The 19,248-nt window shown below is 65.7% G+C and carries 13 protein-coding genes and 1 tRNA gene; all 14 read left to right on the forward strand.

Annotated elements, in window-relative coordinates; translation table 11 throughout:
- Positions 1-1,176, forward strand: a 1,176-nt coding sequence (gene tuf, locus A7A76_RS10620) for an elongation factor Tu (RefSeq protein WP_241200861.1), incomplete at its 5' end; no start/stop codon positions are given.
- A 221-nt stretch (positions 1,177-1,397) separates the two neighbouring features.
- Positions 1,398-1,473 (forward strand) — tRNA-Trp (locus A7A76_RS10625).
- Between the two features lie 95 nt (positions 1,474-1,568).
- Positions 1,569-1,952 (forward strand): preprotein translocase subunit SecE, encoded by a 384-nt coding sequence (gene secE, locus A7A76_RS10630; protein WP_206411180.1) that lies wholly within the window; start codon positions 1,569-1,571, stop codon positions 1,950-1,952.
- Between the two features lie 4 nt (positions 1,953-1,956).
- Entirely contained in the window at positions 1,957-2,556 is a 600-nt protein-coding gene (gene nusG / locus A7A76_RS10635) for a transcription termination/antitermination protein NusG (RefSeq protein ID WP_206411181.1), read from the forward strand.
- A 244-nt stretch (positions 2,557-2,800) separates the two neighbouring features.
- Entirely contained in the window at positions 2,801-3,229 is a 429-nt protein-coding gene (gene rplK, locus A7A76_RS10640) for a 50S ribosomal protein L11 (RefSeq protein WP_057948565.1), read from the forward strand.
- A gap of 3 nt (positions 3,230-3,232) precedes the next feature.
- The gene (gene rplA / locus A7A76_RS10645) at positions 3,233-3,931 is read left to right on the forward strand and encodes a 50S ribosomal protein L1 (RefSeq protein ID WP_074873735.1); all 699 of its coding nucleotides are present in this window, start codon (positions 3,233-3,235) and stop codon (positions 3,929-3,931) included.
- Between the two features lie 574 nt (positions 3,932-4,505).
- Positions 4,506-5,039 (forward strand): 50S ribosomal protein L10, encoded by a 534-nt coding sequence (rplJ, locus tag A7A76_RS10650; RefSeq protein WP_206411182.1) that lies wholly within the window; start codon positions 4,506-4,508, stop codon positions 5,037-5,039.
- A 72-nt stretch (positions 5,040-5,111) separates the two neighbouring features.
- A complete protein-coding gene (gene rplL, locus A7A76_RS10655) occupies positions 5,112-5,486 on the forward strand; it encodes a 50S ribosomal protein L7/L12 (RefSeq protein ID WP_206411183.1) in 375 nt (124 codons plus the stop codon).
- Positions 5,487-5,807: 321 nt separating this feature from the next.
- Complete coding sequence (gene rpoB, locus A7A76_RS10660; protein ID WP_206411184.1) at positions 5,808-9,971, forward strand: DNA-directed RNA polymerase subunit beta; 4,164 nt, start codon at positions 5,808-5,810, stop codon at positions 9,969-9,971.
- A gap of 143 nt (positions 9,972-10,114) precedes the next feature.
- The gene (gene rpoC, locus A7A76_RS10665; protein ID WP_206411185.1) at positions 10,115-14,338 is read left to right on the forward strand and encodes a DNA-directed RNA polymerase subunit beta'; all 4,224 of its coding nucleotides are present in this window, start codon (positions 10,115-10,117) and stop codon (positions 14,336-14,338) included.
- A gap of 443 nt (positions 14,339-14,781) precedes the next feature.
- Positions 14,782-15,156, forward strand: coding sequence for a 30S ribosomal protein S12 (gene rpsL / locus A7A76_RS10670; protein WP_064746583.1), 375 nt, complete (start codon positions 14,782-14,784; stop codon positions 15,154-15,156).
- Between the two features lie 80 nt (positions 15,157-15,236).
- A complete protein-coding gene (gene rpsG, locus A7A76_RS10675; RefSeq protein ID WP_074873725.1) occupies positions 15,237-15,704 on the forward strand; it encodes a 30S ribosomal protein S7 in 468 nt (155 codons plus the stop codon).
- Positions 15,705-15,845: 141 nt separating this feature from the next.
- On the forward strand, positions 15,846-17,966 hold the full coding sequence (gene fusA / locus A7A76_RS10680; RefSeq protein ID WP_206411186.1) for an elongation factor G: 2,121 nt from the start codon (positions 15,846-15,848) through the stop codon (positions 17,964-17,966).
- A gap of 93 nt (positions 17,967-18,059) precedes the next feature.
- A partial coding sequence (gene tuf, locus A7A76_RS10685; RefSeq protein ID WP_206410883.1) for an elongation factor Tu occupies positions 18,060-19,248 on the forward strand: 1,189 nt, incomplete at its 3' end.

Consider the following 19,248-nt stretch of genomic DNA (forward strand, 5'->3'; position numbering starts at 1 on the left):
TTCGAGCGCACCAAGCCGCACGTGAACGTCGGCACGATCGGTCACGTCGACCACGGCAAGACCACGCTGACGGCCGCTCTGACCAAGGTCGGCGCCGAGCGTTTCGGTGGCGAATTCAAGGCGTACGACGCGATCGACGCGGCGCCGGAAGAGAAGGCTCGCGGCATCACGATTTCGACCGCACACGTCGAATACGAAAGCCCGAACCGCCACTACGCGCACGTGGACTGCCCGGGCCACGCCGACTACGTGAAGAACATGATCACGGGTGCGGCGCAGATGGACGGCGCGATCCTGGTGTGCTCGGCCGCTGACGGCCCGATGCCGCAGACCCGCGAACACATCCTGCTGTCGCGTCAGGTCGGCGTGCCGTACATCGTCGTGTTCCTGAACAAGGCCGACATGGTGGACGACGCCGAGCTGCTCGAGCTGGTCGAGATGGAAGTGCGCGAGCTGCTGTCGAAGTACGAGTTCCCGGGCGACGACACCCCGATCATCCACGGCTCGGCCCGTCTGGCGCTGGAAGGCGACCAGAGCGAGATCGGCGTGCCGGCGATCATCAAGCTGGTCGAGGCGCTGGATAGCTTCATTCCGGAGCCGGAGCGCGCGATCGACAAGCCGTTCCTGATGCCGGTGGAAGACGTGTTCTCGATCTCGGGCCGCGGCACCGTGGTGACCGGCCGTATCGAGCGCGGCATCATCAAGGTGGGCGACGAAATCGAAATCGTCGGCATCCGTCCGACCCAGAAGACCACGGTCACCGGCGTCGAGATGTTCCGCAAGCTGCTGGACCAGGGCCAGGCGGGCGACAACGCGGGCCTGCTGCTGCGCGGCACCAAGCGTGACGACGTCGAGCGCGGCCAGGTGCTGGCCAAGCCGGGTTCGATCACCCCGCACACCGAGTTCGAGGGCGAGGTGTACGTGCTGTCGAAGGACGAAGGCGGCCGCCACACCCCGTTCTTCAAGGGCTACCGTCCGCAGTTCTACTTCCGCACCACCGACATCACCGGCGCGGTGACGCTGCCGGAAGGCGTCGAGATGGTCATGCCGGGCGACAACATCAAGATGGTCGTGCAGCTGATCAACCCGGTGGCGATGGACGAAGGCCTGCGCTTCGCGATCCGCGAAGGCGGCCGCACCGTCGGCGCCGGCGTGGTGTCGAAGATCCTGAAGTAATCGCTGTAACCTCGCGGCGGCCCCAAGGTCGCCGCAAGGCCGCGAACGGCGGGCCGGCCACCCGGTCCGCCTTCGTTGTTTAGGGCGCCCGAACACGACAGGTGTATCGCGGCGACCGGATTTCGAAGACAATGGCCGGCCGGCGACCCCGCCCCTTGCAGGGTGCCGGCTCGAAAGGGCCTGGCTTGAAAGATCCCGGCCAGGCCCAAGATTTCAGACGTACGCCAGTAGCTCAATTGGCAGAGCAGCGGTCTCCAAAACCGCAGGTTGGGGGTTCGAGTCCCTCCTGGCGTGCCACTTCACCGAGCCGGTTCGGACGATCCGGCGACTGGCAAGCCATTGAAAGGGCCGCGCAGGGATGGGCGGGCTTTCGCGAGGGAATCGCCCCGAGAATGAACAGCAAGGCCGAACACCACAAATCCAGCGGCGGCAACGCCGGCGATATCGTCAAGTACGTCGTGGCCCTGTTGCTGGCCGCCGGCGGCGTGTTCGCCTACATCTGGTTCGAGAACTGGAGCGGCCCGCTGCGAGCGGGCGTCGTCGTTGCCGGCCTGATCGCCGGCGCCGCCGTGTTCATGCTCTCGGCCAAGGGCGTGCAGACCCGCGAGTTCCTGTCCGAGTCGCGCTTCGAACTGCGCAAGGTAGTTTGGCCGACCCGCGAAGAAGCCCTCAAGACCACCTGGGTGGTGATGATCGCGGTGCTGATCCTGAGCCTGATCCTGTCCGGTTTCGACTGGATCATCCAGGCGGCGGTCAAGTTCCTGCTGGCGCGCTGAGGAGATGACCGATTTGGATACGTCCGATTTGAACAAGCAAGAAAACAAGCGCTGGTATGTGGTCCACGCCTACTCGGGCTTCGAGAAGTCCGTGGCCCAGGCCCTGCGCGACCGCATCGTCCGCTTCGAGATGACCGACCGCTTCGGCGAAGTCCTGGTCCCGACCGAAGAGGTCGTGGAAATGCGTTCCGGCCAGAAGCGCCGCTCCGAGCGCAAGTTCTTCCCGGGCTACGTCCTGGTCCAGATCGCCACCCACGACGAGGCGGGCATTCCCCGCATCGACAGCGAGAGCTGGCATCTGATCAAGGAAACCCCGAAGGTCATGGGCTTCATCGGCGGCACCGCCGATCGCCCGCTGCCGATCCAGGACGCCGAGGCCGACCGGATCCTGCAGCGCGTTCAGGAAGGCGTCGAGAAGCCGCGTCCGAAGGTGCTGTTCGAGCCGGGCGAAATGGTCCGGGTCATCGACGGCCCGTTCGTCGACTTCAACGGCGTGGTCGAAGAGATCAACTACGAAAAGAGCCGCCTGCGCGTCGCGGTGCTCATTTTCGGCCGCTCGACCCCGGTCGAGCTGGAATTCGGCCAGGTCGAAAAGGCCACCTGAGCCGGGCAGGGCGCCCGCGCCGGCCTCGTCGCCGGTGCCTGGGCGCCGGTCCTCGCAAAGCCGAAAAAACTGATATAGTGTGCGGCTCGCTGCCCCGATGGGCGGCGGCCACAATCGACCAGCCGCCCCGGCCAAGTCCTCGGGCGGCTGTGCGTGCGACAGAAGACGCGATGCCGGAACGCGCGATTTCCGGCCCGATGGGGAGCCTGCGGTCTCAAGGCGCTAGCACCCGGAGAGCACATCAATGGCAAAGAAAGTAGTCGGCTACATCAAGCTGCAGGTCAAGGCCGGTCAGGCCAACCCCTCGCCGCCGGTCGGTCCTGCGCTGGGTCAGCGCGGCCTGAACATCATGGAGTTCTGCAAGGCGTTCAACGCCGCGACCTCCAAGCTCGAGCCGGGTCTGCCGACCCCGGTCATCATCACGGCCTACTCGGACCGTACCTTCACCTTCGTCACCAAGTCGACCCCGGCTTCGGTGCTGCTGAAGAAGGCCGCCGGCATCACCTCGGGCTCCAAGCGCCCGAACACCGACAAGGTGGGCAAGGTCACCCGCGCCCAGCTGGAAGCCATCGCCAAGCAGAAGGAAGCCGACCTGACGGCGGCCGACCTGGATGCGGCGGTGAAGACGATTGCGGGCTCCGCCCGCAGCATGGGCCTGGTGGTGGAGGGTTAAGACATGGCAATCACTAAGCGCGAAAAGGCCATCAAGGCAGCCGTCGTTCCGGGCAAGGCATACGCCTTCGACGAAGCGGTGAAGATCGTCAAGACCACCACCAAGGCCAAGTTCGTCGAGTCCGTCGACGTCTCCGTGCGCCTGGGCGTGGACGCGAAGAAGTCCGATCAGCAGGTCCGCGGTTCGACCCTGCTGCCGGCCGGCACCGGCAAGACCGTGCGCGTGGCGGTGTTTGCCCCCGCCGGCGCCAAGGCCGACGAGGCCCTGGCCGCGGGCGCCGAAGCCGTCGGCATGGACGACCTGGCCGAGAAGATGCAGGCCGGCGACCTGAACTACGACGTGGTCATCGCCACCCCGGACGCGATGCGCGTGGTCGGCAAGCTCGGCCAGGTGCTCGGCCCGCGCGGCCTGATGCCGAACCCGAAGGTCGGCACCGTTTCGCCGAACCCGGCCGAAGCGGTCAAGAACGCCAAGGGCGGCCAGGTGCGTTACCGCACCGACAAGGCCGGCATCATCCACTGCACCATCGGCAAGGTCTCGTTCGAAGACGGCTCGCTGAAGGACAACCTGCAGGCGCTGCTGCTCGACCTGATCAAGGCCAAGCCGGCGACCGCCAAGGGCCAGTACCTGCAGAAGATCTCGATCAGCTCGACCATGGGTCCGGGCGTGATCGTCGATCAGGCCTCGCTGACGCTCAAGTGACGCAATGGCGCGCTCGCGCATAAGCGCGAGCGCCTTTGCCATTGCGTCATCCCCGCGAAAGCGGGGATCCAGAGCCGCCGAACTCTGGCCGCAAACGACGAATACCGGGCGCCGCCTCACCGCGGAACCCAACCGAAACAAAAGGCGAGCGGCCGCACCACCGCCGCAAGCCGAAACTTTTGAGGGCATCGCCCAGGGCCAACAGCCCGACGCGATAGCCGTCAAAGACCGCAGGCGCGGTCAGCGCGTACCGACGACGGGCACGGAAGCTCGACACGGCAAGGAGTCGCCGTCGGTGCAAGCGGGATCGCTTAATTCGGACTCTTCGGAGCCGGGCCGGCGTAGATGGTGCCCCTGACTGAATTTTTTCAGGAAAGGCCACCACCCGGGATGCCTTCGGGCGTCCCCGGCGACAAGGACCGTCGCCGCCCAGGACCGCAAGCGGCAGGAGCCGCGAGCGGAGTCAATAAGGCTGGGAACCGAGCAAGGACGAGAACGGCGCAGCGCCGGCGCAAGCCGAGGGCCCGCACGTCCCCGTTCCCCAATCCCCGTTCCCCGCTTTCGGAGGAGTGCAATGGCTCTCAATCTGTCTCAGAAGCAAGAAGTAGTCGCCGAGCTGGCAGAAGTCGCCGCGAAGGCCCACTCCTTGGTTGCAGTCGAGTACGCGGGCGTCACGGTCGGCCAGATGACCGCGATGCGCAAGAAGGCTCGCGAAACCGGTGTGTACTTGCGTGTCGTCAAGAACACCCTGGCCTCGCGCGCCGTCGCCGGTACCGAATACGAGTGCGTCCAAGACCAGCTCGTCGGTCCGCTGCTGTATGCGTTCTCGGTGGACGAACCCGGCGCCGCCGGCCGTCTGATCAAGGAATTCGCCAAGGGCAACGACAAGCTCAAGGCCAAGGTCGTCGCCGTGGGCGGTCAGGTTTATCCGGCCAGCCACGTCGAAGTCCTCGCCTCGCTGCCGACCCTCGAACAGGCCCTGGCCATGCTGGCCCGCGTTCTGTCCGAACCCGCCTCGATGTTTGCCCGCGCCGTCAAGGCCGTGGCCGACAAGCAGGGCGGCGGCGAAGTCGCAGCCGAAGCTCCGGCCGAAGCCGAACCGGCGTAATCGCCGCGTCGTCTTCGCGACCGCTTCACTGAACCCGATTCGTAAGATCAAATTTTCCTGAGGTTAAACACAATGTCCCTTTCCAACGAACAGATCGTCGACGCCATCGCCGAAAAGAGCCTGATGGAAGTCATGGAGCTGGTCCGCGCGATCGAAGAGAAGTTCGGCGTCACCGCCGCTGCTCCGGTCGTCATGCAGGGCGGCCCGGCCGGCCCGGCCGAAGAGAAGGAAGAGCAGACCGAGTTCACCGTCGTGCTGAAGGCCGCCGGCGACAAGAAGGTCGAAGTCATCAAGGCCGTCCGCGCCATCACCGGCCTGGGCCTGAAGGAAGCCAAGGACCTGGTCGAAGGCGCGCCGCAGAACGTCAAGGAAGCCGTCTCGAAGGACGACGCTGCCAAGATGAAGAAGGACCTCGAAGCCGCTGGTGCGAGCGTCGAAGTCAAGTAAGCCGTACTTGCGTCGCCGGCTCGTATTGGCGACCAACCGAAGGCTGGGGGCGAGAGCCCCCGGCCTTTGGCCGTTGTAGCGGGATCGCGCGTTTCGGACCGGATCGAGGTTTTTTCCGGGCGGCCGCGGCCCCGTCGTCGTGAGTTGTCAGTCGGAAGTAGCGGGAGAGGGCGTGCTGGTGCCGGCAATACCAGCGACTTCCCACTGGCAATTTTTGCTTTTCAGTCATTAGTCCCCCGAACCGCGGACGCGCGGTTCGCCCGGAAGGCGCCCAGACGCTGGCCTTCCCGGCCCATTAGCTAATCGAGGCGGTAGCTCACCATGACCACAGCTTCCCAGAACTATTCGTTCACCGAAAAGAAGCGCATCCGCAAGGACTTCGGCAAGCGCAAGTCCATCCTCGAAGTTCCCTTCCTGCTCGCGATCCAGGTCGACTCCTATCGCGAATTCCTGCAAGAGCACACCGATCCGGCCAAGCGCGCCGACCGCGGCCTGCACGCCGCGCTGAAGTCGGTGTTCCCGATCTCCAGCTACAGCGGCAATGCCGCGCTCGAGTACGTGGGCTACAAGCTCGGCGACCCGGTGTTCGACGAGCGCGAATGCCGCAACCGCGGCCTGTCCTACGGCGCTCCGCTGCGCGTGACCGTGCGCCTGGTGATCTACGACCGCGAGTCCTCGACCAAGGCGATCAAGTACGTCAAGGAGCAGGAAGTCTACATGGGCGAAATTCCGCTCATGACCGACAACGGCACCTTCATCGTCAACGGCACCGAGCGCGTCATCGTCTCGCAGCTGCACCGCTCGCCGGGCGTGTTCTTCGACCACGACCGCGGCAAGACCCACAGCTCGGGCAAGCTGCTGTACAGCGCCCGCATCATCCCCTACCGCGGCTCCTGGCTGGACTTCGAGTTCGACCCGAAGGACGCGGTGTTCACCCGTATCGACCGCCGCCGCAAGCTGCCGGTCACGGTGCTGCTGCGCGCGCTCGGCTACGGCAACGAGGAGATGCTGAACAAGTTCTTCGAGATCAACACCTTCCACATCATGCCCGAGGGCGTGCAGTGGGAGCTGGTCTCCGAGCGCCTGCGCGGCGAAACCCTGGACTTCGACCTGGCCGACGGCGACCGCGTGATCGTCGAAGCCGGCAAGCGCGTGACCGCGCGCCACGTCAAGCAGCTGGAGCAGTCGGGCATCTCGGCCCTGGCCGTGCCGGACAGCTACCTGCTGGGCCGCATCCTCTCGCACGAAGTCGTCGACACCAAGACCGGCGAGCCGCTGGCCTCGGCCAACGACGAGATCAACGAAGACCACCTGCAGGCCTTCCGCAAGGCCGGCATCGATCAGGTCGGCACCATCTGGGTCAACGACCTCGACCGCGGTCCGTACATCTCCAACACCCTGCGCATCGACCCGACCAAGACCCAGCTCGAGGCCCTGGTCGAGATCTACCGCATGATGCGTCCCGGCGAGCCGCCGACCAAGGACGCCGCGCAGAACCTGTTCCACAACCTGTTCTTCACCTTCGAGCGCTACGACCTGTCGGGCGTGGGCCGGATGAAGTTCAACCGCCGCATCGGCCGCAAGGAAACCACCGGCGCCTCGGTGCTGTACGACGCGAAGTACTTCGCCGACCGCAAGGACGACGAATCGGCGCGCCTGCGCAACGAGCTGGGCGATACCTCCGACATCCTCGACGTCATCCGCACCCTGACCGAGATCCGCAACGGTCGCGGCGTGGTCGACGACATCGACCACCTGGGCAACCGCCGCGTGCGTTCGGTCGGCGAAATGGCCGAGAACACCTTCCGCGTCGGCCTGGTCCGCGTCGAGCGCGCGGTCAAGGAGCGCCTGTCGATGGCCGAGTCCGAAGGCCTGACCCCGCAGGAGCTGATCAACGCCAAGCCGGTGGCCGCCGCGATCAAGGAGTTCTTCGGCTCCTCGCAGCTGTCGCAGTTCATGGACCAGAACAACCCGCTGTCGGAAGTCACGCACAAGCGTCGCGTGTCGGCCCTCGGCCCGGGCGGCCTGACCCGCGAGCGCGCCGGCTTCGAAGTGCGCGACGTGCACCCGACCCACTACGGCCGCGTGTGCACCATCGAAACGCCGGAAGGCCCGAACATCGGCCTGATCAACTCGCTGGCGGTGTTCGCCCGCACCAACAAGTACGGCTTCCTGGAGACGCCGTACCGCAAGGTCGTGGACGGCAAGGTCACCGAGGACGTCGAGTTCCTGTCGGCAATCGAAGAGAACGAGTACGTCATCGCCCAGGCCAACGCGCCGCAGGACGACAAGGGCATGATCACCGCCCAGTTCGTGGCCTGCCGCTTCCAGGGCGAAACCCTGCTCAAGCCGCCGAGCGAGATCCACTTCATGGACGTCTCGCCGATGCAGACCGTGTCGGTCGCGGCCGCGCTGGTTCCGTTCCTGGAGCACGACGACGCCAACCGCGCGCTGATGGGCGCGAACATGCAGCGCCAGGCGGTTCCGACCCTGCGTTCGCAGAAGCCGCTGGTCGGCACCGGCATCGAGCGCGCCGTGGCGCGCGACTCGGGCGTGACCGTGAACGCGCTGCGCGGCGGCGTGATCGAGCAGGTCGACGCCGGCCGCATCGTGGTCAAGGTCAACGAGGAGGAGATCTCCGCGGTGACCGACGCGGGCGTCGACATCTACAACCTGATCAAGTACACCCGCTCGAACCAGAACACCTGCATCAACCAGCGTCCGCTGGTGAAGGTGGGCGACGTGATCGCGCGCGGCGACGTGCTGGCCGACGGTCCCTCGACCGACATCGGCGAGCTCGCGCTCGGCCAGAACATGCTGGTCGCGTTCATGCCGTGGAACGGCTACAACTTCGAAGACTCGATCCTGCTCTCCGAGCGCGTGGTCGAAGAGGATCGCTACACCACGATCCATATCGAAGAGCTGACCTGCTCGGCGCGCGACACCAAGCTGGGGCCGGAAGAGATCTCCGCCGACATCCCGAACGTCTCCGAGCAGGCGCTCAACCGCCTCGACGAGTCGGGCGTGGTGTACATCGGCGCCGAGGTCCGCGCCGGCGACATCCTGGTCGGCAAGGTCACCCCGAAGGGCGAGTCGCAGCTGACTCCGGAAGAGAAGCTGCTGCGCGCGATCTTCGGCGAGAAGGCTTCCGACGTTAAGGACAGCTCGCTGCGCGTGCCGCCGGGCATGGACGGCACCGTCATCGACGTGCAGGTCTTCACCCGCGACGGCATCGAGAAGGACAAGCGCGCCCGCCAGATCGAAGAGTCGGAAATCCGCCGGGTCAAGAAGGACTTCGACGACCAGTTCCGGATCCTCGAAGCGGCGATCTACGACCGCCTGCGCACGCAGCTGATCGGCAAGACCGCCAACGGCGGCGCCGGCCTGAAGAAGGGCGACACCGTCACCTCGCTGGTGCTGGACGGCCTGAAGAAGTCCGACTGGTTCACCCTGCGCATGAAGGACGAGGAAGCGATCGAGGCGATCGAGCGCGCGCAGAAGCAGATCGACGTGCACGCGAAGGAATTCGAGCGCCGTTTCGCCGACAAGCGCGCCAAGATCACCCAGGGCGACGACCTGGCTCCGGGCATCCTCAAGACGGTCAAGGTGTTCCTGGCGGTCAAGCGCCGCATCCAGCCGGGCGACAAGATGGCCGGCCGCCACGGCAACAAGGGCGTGGTCTCGACCATCGTTCCGGTCGAGGACATGCCGTACGCCGCCGACGGCCAGACCGTCGACATCGTGCTGAACCCGCTGGGCGTGCCGTCGCGCATGAACATCGGCCAGATCCTCGAGGTGCATCTGGGCTGGGCCGCCAAGGGCCTGGGCCAGAAGATCCAGCGCATGCTGGAGGCGCAGCAGAAGATCGCCGAGCTGCGCAAGTTCCTCGACGAGGTCTACAACCACGACAGCAAGCTGCACGGCCAGCGCGTCGACCTCAAGCAGTTCACCGATGAGGAACTGCTGCGCCTGGCGCGCAACCTGACCGACGGCGTGCCGATGGCGACGCCGGTGTTCGACGGCGCGGCCGAGTCCGAGATCAAGCGCATGCTCGAACTCGCCGAACTGCCGAGCAGCGGCCAGACCGTGCTGCACGACGGCCGCACCGGCGAAGCGTTCGAGCGTCCGGTGACCATCGGCTACATGCACATGCTGAAGCTGAACCACCTGGTCGACGACAAGATGCACGCGCGCTCGACCGGTCCGTACTCGCTCGTCACCCAGCAGCCGCTGGGCGGCAAGGCGCAGTTCGGCGGCCAGCGTTTCGGCGAAATGGAAGTCTGGGCGCTGGAAGCCTACGGCGCGGCCTACACCCTGCAGGAAATGCTGACGGTGAAGTCCGACGACGTGCAGGGCCGCAACCAGATGTACAAGAACATCGTCGACGGCGAGTACGAGATGGTCGCCGGCATGCCGGAGTCCTTCAACGTGTTGGTGAAGGAAATCCGTTCGCTGGCGATCAACATGGAGTTGGAAGAGAACTGAGGTAAGGGCAGGGACTGAAGGGCAGGGAGCGAACGGAACGGCCGCGCATCGCGCAGCCCCCTCGCTCCCCGGCTTCCCCTCCTTCCCGCTCCGAGTTTTCCCCTCGCTTCTCCCTGCCGAATTCCTCCGATTGGAGTAAAGAAATGAAAGACTTGCTCAATCTCTTCAACCAGCAGCGTCCCGCGCTGGACTTCGACGCGATCAAGATCGCCCTGGCCTCCCCGGACCTGGTGCGCTCGTGGTCGTTCGGCGAAGTGAAGAAGCCGGAAACCATCAACTACCGCACCTTCAAGCCCGAGCGCGACGGCCTGTTCTGCGCCGCGATCTTCGGTCCGATCAAGGACTACGAGTGCTTGTGCGGCAAGTACAAGCGCATGAAGCACCGCGGCGTGGTGTGCGAGAAGTGCGGCACCGAGGTCACCCTGGCCAAGGTCCGCCGCGAGCGCATGGGCCACATCGACCTGGCCTCGCCGGTCGCGCACATCTGGTTCCTCAAGTCGCTGCCCTCGCGCATCGGCCTGATGCTGGACATGACCCTGCGCGACATCGAGCGCATCCTGTACTTCGAAGCCTACGTCGTGACCGAGCCGGGCCTGACCCCGATGGAACGCGGCAACCTGCTGACCGAAGAGCAGTACCTGCAGGCGCGCCAGGAGCACGGCGACGACTTCGAGGCCGCGATGGGCGCCGAGGCGGTCTACGACCTGCTGCGCACCATCGACCTGCAGGCCGAGATGCTGCAGCTGAAGGAAGAGATCGCCTCGACCAACAGCGAGACCAAGCTCAAGCGCCTGACCAAGCGGATCAAGCTGGTCGAAGCCTTCCTCGAGTCCGGCAACCGTCCGGAGTGGATGGTCATGACCGTGCTGCCGGTGCTGCCGCCGGATCTGCGTCCGCTGGTGCCGCTGGAAGGCGGCCGCTTCGCGACGTCCGACCTGAACGATCTGTACCGCCGCGTCATCAACCGCAACAACCGCCTGCGCCGCCTGCTCGAACTCAACGCGCCCGACATCATCGTGCGCAACGAGAAGCGCATGCTGCAGGAATCGGTCGACGCCCTGATGGACAACGGCCGCCGCGGCCGCGCCATCACCGGCACCAACAAGCGCCCGCTCAAGTCGCTGGCCGACATGATCAAGGGCAAGCAGGGCCGGTTCCGCCAGAACCTGCTCGGCAAGCGCGTGGACTACTCGGGCCGTTCGGTCATCGTGGTCGGCCCGACCCTGCGCCTGCACGAGTGCGGCCTGCCGAAGAAGATGGCGCTGGAACTGTTCAAGCCCTTCATCTTCGCCAAGCTGCAGCGCCGTGGCCTGGCCACCACCATCAAGGCGGCCAAGAAGCTGGTCGAGCGCGAAGAAGCGGAAGTGTGGGACATCCTCGAAGAGGTGATCCGCGAGCATCCGGTCCTGCTCAACCGCGCCCCGACCCTGCACCGCCTGGGCATCCAGGCGTTCGAGCCGGTGCTGATCGAAGGCAAGGCGATCCAGCTGCACCCGCTGGTCTGCACCGCGTTCAACGCCGACTTCGACGGCGACCAGATGGCCGTGCACGTCCCGCTGAGCCTCGAGGCCCAGCTGGAAGCGCGCGCGCTGATGATGGCGTCGAACAACATCCTGTCGCCGGCCAACGGCGAGCCGATCATCGTGCCGTCGCAGGACGTCGTGCTCGGCCTGTACTACATGACCCGCGCCCTGGAGAACAAGGCGGGCGAGGGCATGGCGTTCGCCAACGTGGCCGAGGTCAAGCGCGCCTACGACAACCGCGTCGTGCAGCTGCACGCCAAGGTCAAGGTCCGCATCACCGAGACCGTGATCGCCGAGGACGGCACCCGTTCGCAGAAGACCTCGGTCGTCGACACCACCGTCGGCCGCGCGCTGCTGCGCGAGATCCTGCCGGAAGGCCTGCCGTTCGCGCTGGCCAACACCGAGCTGACCAAGAAGAACATCAGCCGCCTGATCAACTCCTGCTACCGCATGCTGGGGCTGAAGGACACCGTCGTGTTCGCCGACCGCCTGATGTACACCGGCTTCGGTTACGCGACCCGCGCCGGCGTGTCGATCGGCATCGACGACATGATCATCCCGGGCGAGAAGAAGGGCATCCTGGCCGAGGCCGAGTCGGAAGTGCTGGAAATCCAGCAGCAGTACCAGTCCGGCCTGGTCACCGCGGGCGAGCGCTACAACAAGGTCGTCGACATCTGGTCGCGCACCAACGAGCGCGTGGCCAAGGCGATGATGGACGCGATCGGCACCGACACCGTGGCCAACGCCAAGGGCGAGATGGTCCCGCAGAAGTCGATGAACTCGATTTACATCATGGCCGACTCCGGCGCGCGCGGTTCGCAGGCGCAGATCCGTCAGCTCGCCGGTATGCGCGGCCTGATGGCGCGTCCGGACGGCTCGATCATCGAGACGCCGATCACCGCGAACTTCCGCGAAGGCCTGAACGTTCTGCAGTACTTCATCTCGACCCACGGCGCCCGTAAGGGCCTGGCGGATACCGCGCTGAAGACCGCGAACTCGGGTTACCTGACCCGTCGTCTGGTCGACGTGGCGCAGGACGTGGTCATCACCGAAACCGACTGCGGCACCGTCGAGGGTCTGACCATGACCCCGATCGTCGAAGGCGGCGACGTGGTCGAACCGCTGCGCGACCGCGTGCTGGGCCGCGTCGTGGCCGAGGACGTGTTCCTGCCGGGCAACGACGAGGAACCGATCGTCACCCGCAACACCCTGCTCGACGAAGCCTGGGTGCAGAAGCTCGAGGACGCCAGCGTCCAGTCGATCAAGGTGCGTTCGACCATCACCTGCGCCAGCAGCTTCGGCGTGTGCGCGCGCTGCTACGGCCGCGACCTCGGCCGCGGCCACCTGGTCAACCACGGCGAAGCGGTCGGCGTCGTCGCCGCTCAGTCGATCGGCGAGCCGGGCACGCAGCTGACCATGCGTACCTTCCACATCGGCGGCGCGGCGTCGCGAGCGGCGGCGATCGACAACGTCACCGTCAAGACCACCGGTTCGCTGAAGTTCAACAACCTCAAGCACGTCGCCCACGCCGGCGGCCACCTGGTCGCGGTGTCGCGTTCGGGCGAACTGTCGGTGCTCGACCCGCACGGCCGCGAGCGCGAGCGCTACAAGGTGCCCTACGGCGCGACCATCAACTTCCGCGACGGCGCCGAGATCAAGGCCGGCAACACGGTCGCGAACTGGGATCCGCACAACCACCCGATCGTTTCGGAAGTCGCCGGTTTCGTGCGCTTCATCGACTTCGTCGATGGCGTGACCGTGATCGAGAAGACCGACGACCTGACCGGCCTGGCCTCGCGCGAGATCACCGATCCCAAGCGTCGCGGTTCGCAGGGCAAGGATCTGCGTCCGATCGTGCGCATCGTCGACAAGAACGGCAAGGACCTGTCGATCCCGGGTACCGACCTGCCGGCGCAGTACCTGCTGCCGCCGCGCTCGATCGTCAACCTGCAGGACGGCGCGCCGGTCGGCGTGGGCGACGTGGTCGCCAAGATCCCGCAGGAAGCGTCCAAGACCCGCGACATCACCGGCGGTCTGCCGCGCGTGGCCGACTTGTTCGAAGCGCGCAAGCCCAAGGATCCGGCGATCCTGGCCGAGGTCTCGGGCATCGTCAGCTTCGGCAAGGACACCAAGGGCAAGCAGCGCCTGATCATCAAGCAGGCCGACGGCGAGGAGCACGAAGAGCTGATCCCGAAGTACCGCCAGATCATCGTGTTCGAAGGCGAGCACGTGGAGAAGGGCGAGACGGTCGTGGACGGCGAGCCGAGCCCGCAGGACATCCTGCGCCTGCTGGGCGTGGAGCCGCTGGCGGTCTACCTGACCAAGGAAATCCAGGACGTCTACCGCCTGCAGGGCGTGAAGATCAACGACAAGCACATCGAGGTGATCGTTCGCCAGATGCTGCGCAAGGTCGAGATCGTCGACGGTGGCGACAGCAAGTTCCTCAACGGCGAGCAGGTCGAGCGTCAGCGCCTGATCGAAGAGAACGTGCGCCTGCAGGCCCGCAGCGAGATCCTGGCCAAGTTCGATCCGGTCCTGCTGGGCATCACCAAGGCCTCGCTGGCGACCGAGTCGTTCATCTCCGCGGCCTCGTTCCAGGAGACCACCCGCGTGTTGACCGAGGCGGCCGTGCGCGGCACCCGCGACAACCTGCGCGGCCTCAAGGAGAACGTGATCGTCGGTCGCCTGATCCCGGCCGGCACCGGCCTTGCGTACCACAGCCAGCGTCGCAAGAACGCGTCGGGCCTGACCGACTCGGAGATTGAAGCGCTGGCCGGTCCGGTGAGCGTGGCGGTCGAGGCTCCGGCCGCGGTCGAGACGGTCGCCGGCGACGACGCCGAGTAAGCCGCATCGGTTCCGGTCCGGCCGCCAAGCCGGGCCGGCGCCGCAATCGCGACGTTCCAGGCAAGGCGGGCAGCGATGCCCGCCTTGTTTTTTGCGCGTCCGCCGGAGAGCGCCCGCATGAACGGGGTTGCAGGCTTGGCAGGGGCTGGCAAGTCCGGCAAAACCTGCTAGACTCGACGACCGGATTGGGCCCTATGGGTCGCATCCCAGATCACGAAATTAGGCACAGGGAGTGCCTAGTGTTCGGCCCAGGGTAGGGCGGGATCATCGAATAAGGAAAGGAAACTGCCGCCTTCGGGTGGCGGTTTCGCCTGTTCGCGCTGCCTGCGTTGACGGAAACGTTAAGCGCGGGCTATACTTTTTCGTCTCGGCAGGTCGGGTGCTATCGGCTTGCCGTTCGTTTCTCACGAAGCGGCCGCCCGGCCCTTAAACAAGAGTTCCAGATGGCAACCATCAATCAGCTCGTCCGCAAGCCGCGGCAGGCGACCACGTACAAGAGCACCTCGCCGGCGCTCGCCAACTGCCCGCAGCGTCGCGGCGTGTGCACCCGCGTGTACACCACCACCCCGAAGAAGCCGAACTCGGCTCTGCGCAAGGTCGCCAAGGTGCGCCTGACCAACGGTTACGAAGTCATTTCGTACATCGGCGGTGAAGGCCACAACCTGCAGGAGCACTCGGTCGTGCTGATCCGCGGCGGCCGCGTGAAGGACCTGCCGGGCGTGCGCTACCACACCGTGCGCGGTTCGCTCGACGCCGCCGGCGTCGCCAAGCGCCGCCAGGGCCGTTCCAAGTACGGCGCCAAGCGTCCGAAGTCCTAATCGCGTCGATGCCCGGCGCGCCCACGGCGCCGCCACCCGCAATCACGCACGTTCAAGAATCACGAGAATAGGTACGCACCATGTCGCGTAAAGGCTCCGCCCCGCAGCGTTCGATCCTGCCCGATCCCAAGCACGGCAGCGAAACGATCGCGCGTTTCATCAATATGGTCATGCAGAGCGGCAAGAAGTCGGTCGCCGAGAAGATCGTCTACGGCGCGATGGACGTCATCGGCGAGAAGAATCCCAACGCCCTCGAGCTGGTCGAGAAGGCCCTGACCAATGTTTCCCCGTCGGTCGAGGTGAAGTCCCGCCGCGTCGGCGGCGCCACCTACCAGGTGCCGGTCGAAGTGCGCTCCTCGCGCCGCATGGCCCTGGCGATGCGTTGGCTGATCGACTCCGCGCGCAAGCGCGGCGAGAGCTCGATGCCGCGCAAGCTGGCCGCCGAGCTGCTGGACGCTTCCGAGAACCGCGGCGCGGCGATCAAGAAGCGCGAAGAGACTCATCGCATGGCGGAAGCGAACCGCGCGTTCGCCCACTACCGCTGGTGATCTAGTCGCCCTGGCGACAGGGTCTTCGCAACATCCGCATGGGATGTTGCCGCGGCGGCATGACAGCCGCCTTGCGAACCGGAGGCCGCCCACGAGGCGGCGTCCGGCCATCTGGAATTCGAAAACTTACGAGAGGGTCCCGTGGCTCGCACCACTCCCATCGAGCGTTACCGCAACTTCGGCATCATGGCCCACATCGATGCCGGCAAAACCACCACGTCCGAACGCATCCTGTTCTACACCGGCGTCAGCCACAAGATCGGCGAAGTGCACGAAGGTGCCGCGACGATGGACTGGATGGAGCAGGAGCAGGAGCGCGGCATCACCATCACTTCCGCCGCGACCACCGCGTTCTGGAAGGGCATGGACAAGTCGCTGCCCGAGCACCGCTTCAACATCATCGACACCCCCGGCCACGTCGACTTCACCATCGAAGTGGAGCGCTCGCTGCGCGTGCTCGACGGCGCGGTGTTCGTGCTGTGCGCCGTCGGCGGCGTGCAGCCGCAGTCCGAGACCGTTTGGCGCCAGGCCAACAAGTACTCGGTGCCGCGCATGGCGTTCGTCAACAAGATGGACCGCACCGGCGCCAACTTCGATAAGGTCGTCGAACAGCTGAAGGCGCGCCTGGGCGCGTACGCCGTTCCGATGCAGGTGCCGATCGGCGCCGAAGACGGCTTCGAGGGCGTGGTCGACCTGCTGAAGATGAAGGCGATCCATTGGGACGTCGCCTCGCAGGGCACCAAGTTCGAGTACCGCGACATCCCGGCCGAGCTCCAGGCCAAGGCCGAGGAAGCCCGCGGCTTCATGATCGAAGCCGCGGCGGAAGCCTCGGAAGAGTTCATGGAGAAGTACCTGGGCGGCGAAGAGCTGACCGAGGCCGAGATCATCGCCGGTCTGCGCGAGCGCACCCTGAAGGTCGAGATCGTGCCGGTGTTCTGCGGCTCGGCGTTCAAGAACAAGGGCGTGCAGGCCATGCTCGACGGCGTGATCAACCTGCTGCCGTCGCCGTCGGATCGTCCGCCGGTGCAGGGCATCGACGAGAACGAAAAGGAAGACAGCCGCAAGGCCTCGGATTCCGAGCCGTTCTCGGCGCTGGCGTTCAAGATCATGACCGACCCGTTCGTGGGCTCGCTGACCTTCTTCCGCGTCTACTCCGGCGTGCTGAACTCCGGCGACCAGGTGTACAACCCGGTCAAGTCGCGCAAGGAGCGCGTCGGCCGCATCCTGCAGATGCACGCCAACCAGCGCGACGAAATCAAGGAAGTCCGCGCCGGCGACATCGCCGCGGCCGTGGGCCTGAAGGATGTGACCACCGGCGACACGCTGTGCGCGCAGGACCACATCATCACCCTCGAGCGCATGGTGTTCCCGGAGCCCGTCATCTCGATGGCGGTCGAGCCGAAGACCAAGTCGGACCAGGAAAAGATGGGCATCGCCCTGGGCCGCCTGGCGCAGGAAGATCCCTCGTTCCGCGTGCGCACCGACGAAGAATCGGGCCAGACCATCATCGCCGGCATGGGCGAGCTGCACCTGGACATCCTCGTCGACCGCATGAAGCGCGAGTTCAACGTCGAAGCCAACGTCGGCAAGCCGCAGGTGGCGTACCGCGAGACGATCCGCAAGTCGGACGTCAAGTCGGACTACAAGCACGCCAAGCAGTCCGGCGGTAAGGGCCAGTACGGTCACGTCGTGATCGAGCTGTCGCCGATGGACGAGAAGGACAAGGCCAACGAGGACGTCGAGAACGATTTCCTGTTCATCAACGACATCACCGGCGGCGTGATTCCGAAGGAATTCATCCCGGCGGTCGAGAAGGGCCTGCGCGAGACCATCACCAGCGGTCCGCTGGCCGGCTTCCCGGTCGTGGGCGTCAAGGTCAAGCTCGTGTTCGGTTCGTACCACGACGTCGACTCGTCGGAAATGGCGTTCAAGCTCGCCGCGTCGATGGCCTTCAAGGAAGGCTTCCGCAAGGCCGATCCGGTCCTGCTGGAGCCGATGATGAAGGTCGAAGTGGTGACCCCGGAAGAGTACGTCGGCGACGTGATGGGCGACTTGAGCCGTCGTCGCGGCCTGCTGCAGGGCCAGGACGACACGCCGTCGGGCAAGACCATCAACGCGATGGTGCCGCTGGGCGAAATGTTCGGTTACGCGACCACGATCCGTTCGCTGACCCAGGGCCGCGCGACCTTCACGATGGAATTCGACCATTACGCCGAAGCGCCGACCAACATCGCCGAGACGGTCATCAAGAAGGGCGGCTGAGCCAACGCTCGCGCCTGCGGACGGGAGCCGCCGCTCGCGGCTTCCGCCCGATCCGAACAACGAATCACTGCATTAATTTAAAGAGAGACAATCATGGCTAAGGGTAAATTCGAGCGCACCAAGCCGCACGTGAACGTCGGCACGATCGGTCACGTCGACCACGGCAAGACCACGCTGACGGCCGCTCTGACCAAGGTCGGCGCCGAGCGTTTCGGTGGCGAATTCAAGGCGTACGACGCGATCGACGCGGCGCCGGAAGAGAAGGCTCGCGGCATCACGATTTCGACCGCACACGTCGAATACGAAAGCCCGAACCGCCACTACGCGCACGTGGACTGCCCGGGCCACGCCGACTACGTGAAGAACATGATCACGGGTGCGGCGCAGATGGACGGCGCGATCCTGGTGTGCTCGGCCGCTGACGGCCCGATGCCGCAGACCCGCGAACACATCCTGCTGTCGCGTCAGGTCGGCGTGCCGTACATCGTCGTGTTCCTGAACAAGGCCGACATGGTGGACGACGCCGAGCTGCTCGAGCTGGTCGAGATGGAAGTGCGCGAGCTGCTGTCGAAGTACGAGTTCCCGGGCGACGACACCCCGATCATCCACGGCTCGGCCCGTCTGGCGCTGGAAGGCGACCAGAGCGAGATCGGCGTGCCGGCGATCATCAAGCTGGTCGAGGCGCTGGATAGCTTCATTCCGGAGCCGGAGCGCGCGATCGACAAGCCGTTCCTGATGCCGGTGGAAGACGTGTTCTCGATCTCGGGCCGCGGCACCGTGGTGACCGGCCGTATCGAGCGCGGCATCATCAAGGTGGGCGACGAAATCGAAATCGTCGGCATCCGTCCGACCCAGAAGACCACGGTCACCGGCGTCGAGATGTTCCGCAAGCTGCTGGACCAGGGCCAGGCGGGCGACAACGCGGGCCTGCTGCTGCGCGGCACCAAGCGTGACGACGTCGAGCGCGGCCAGGTGCTGGCCAAGCCGGGTTCGATCACCCCGCACACCGAGTTCGAGGGCGAGGTGTACGTGCTGTCGAAGGACGAAGGCGGCCGCCACACCCCGTTCTTCAAGGGCTACCGTCCGCAGTTCTACTTCCGCACCACCGACATCACCGGCGCGGTGACGCTGCCGGAAGGCGTCGAGATGGTCATGCCGGGCGACAACATCAAGATGGTCGTGCAGCTGATCAACCCGGTGGCGATGGACGAAGGCCTGCGCTTCGCGATCCGCGAAGGCGGCCGCACCGTCGGCGCCGGCGTGGTGTCGAAGATCCTGAAGT

The organism is Lysobacter enzymogenes, assembly GCF_017168095.1.
In the GTDB taxonomy this organism is placed as follows: Bacteria; Pseudomonadota; Gammaproteobacteria; order Xanthomonadales; family Xanthomonadaceae; genus Lysobacter; species Lysobacter enzymogenes_D.

Coding starts and splice junctions, on each gene's coding strand:
- secE (WP_206411180.1), top strand. CDS start 1,569: ATGAACAGCAAGGCCGAACACCACAAATCCAGCGGCGGCAACGCCGGC.
- nusG (WP_206411181.1), top strand. CDS start 1,957: ATGACCGATTTGGATACGTCCGATTTGAACAAGCAAGAAAACAAGCGC.
- rplK (WP_057948565.1), top strand. CDS start 2,801: ATGGCAAAGAAAGTAGTCGGCTACATCAAGCTGCAGGTCAAGGCCGGT.
- rplA (WP_074873735.1), top strand. CDS start 3,233: ATGGCAATCACTAAGCGCGAAAAGGCCATCAAGGCAGCCGTCGTTCCG.
- rplJ (WP_206411182.1), top strand. CDS start 4,506: ATGGCTCTCAATCTGTCTCAGAAGCAAGAAGTAGTCGCCGAGCTGGCA.
- rplL (WP_206411183.1), top strand. CDS start 5,112: ATGTCCCTTTCCAACGAACAGATCGTCGACGCCATCGCCGAAAAGAGC.
- rpoB (WP_206411184.1), top strand. CDS start 5,808: ATGACCACAGCTTCCCAGAACTATTCGTTCACCGAAAAGAAGCGCATC.
- rpoC (WP_206411185.1), top strand. CDS start 10,115: ATGAAAGACTTGCTCAATCTCTTCAACCAGCAGCGTCCCGCGCTGGAC.
- rpsL (WP_064746583.1), top strand. CDS start 14,782: ATGGCAACCATCAATCAGCTCGTCCGCAAGCCGCGGCAGGCGACCACG.
- rpsG (WP_074873725.1), top strand. CDS start 15,237: ATGTCGCGTAAAGGCTCCGCCCCGCAGCGTTCGATCCTGCCCGATCCC.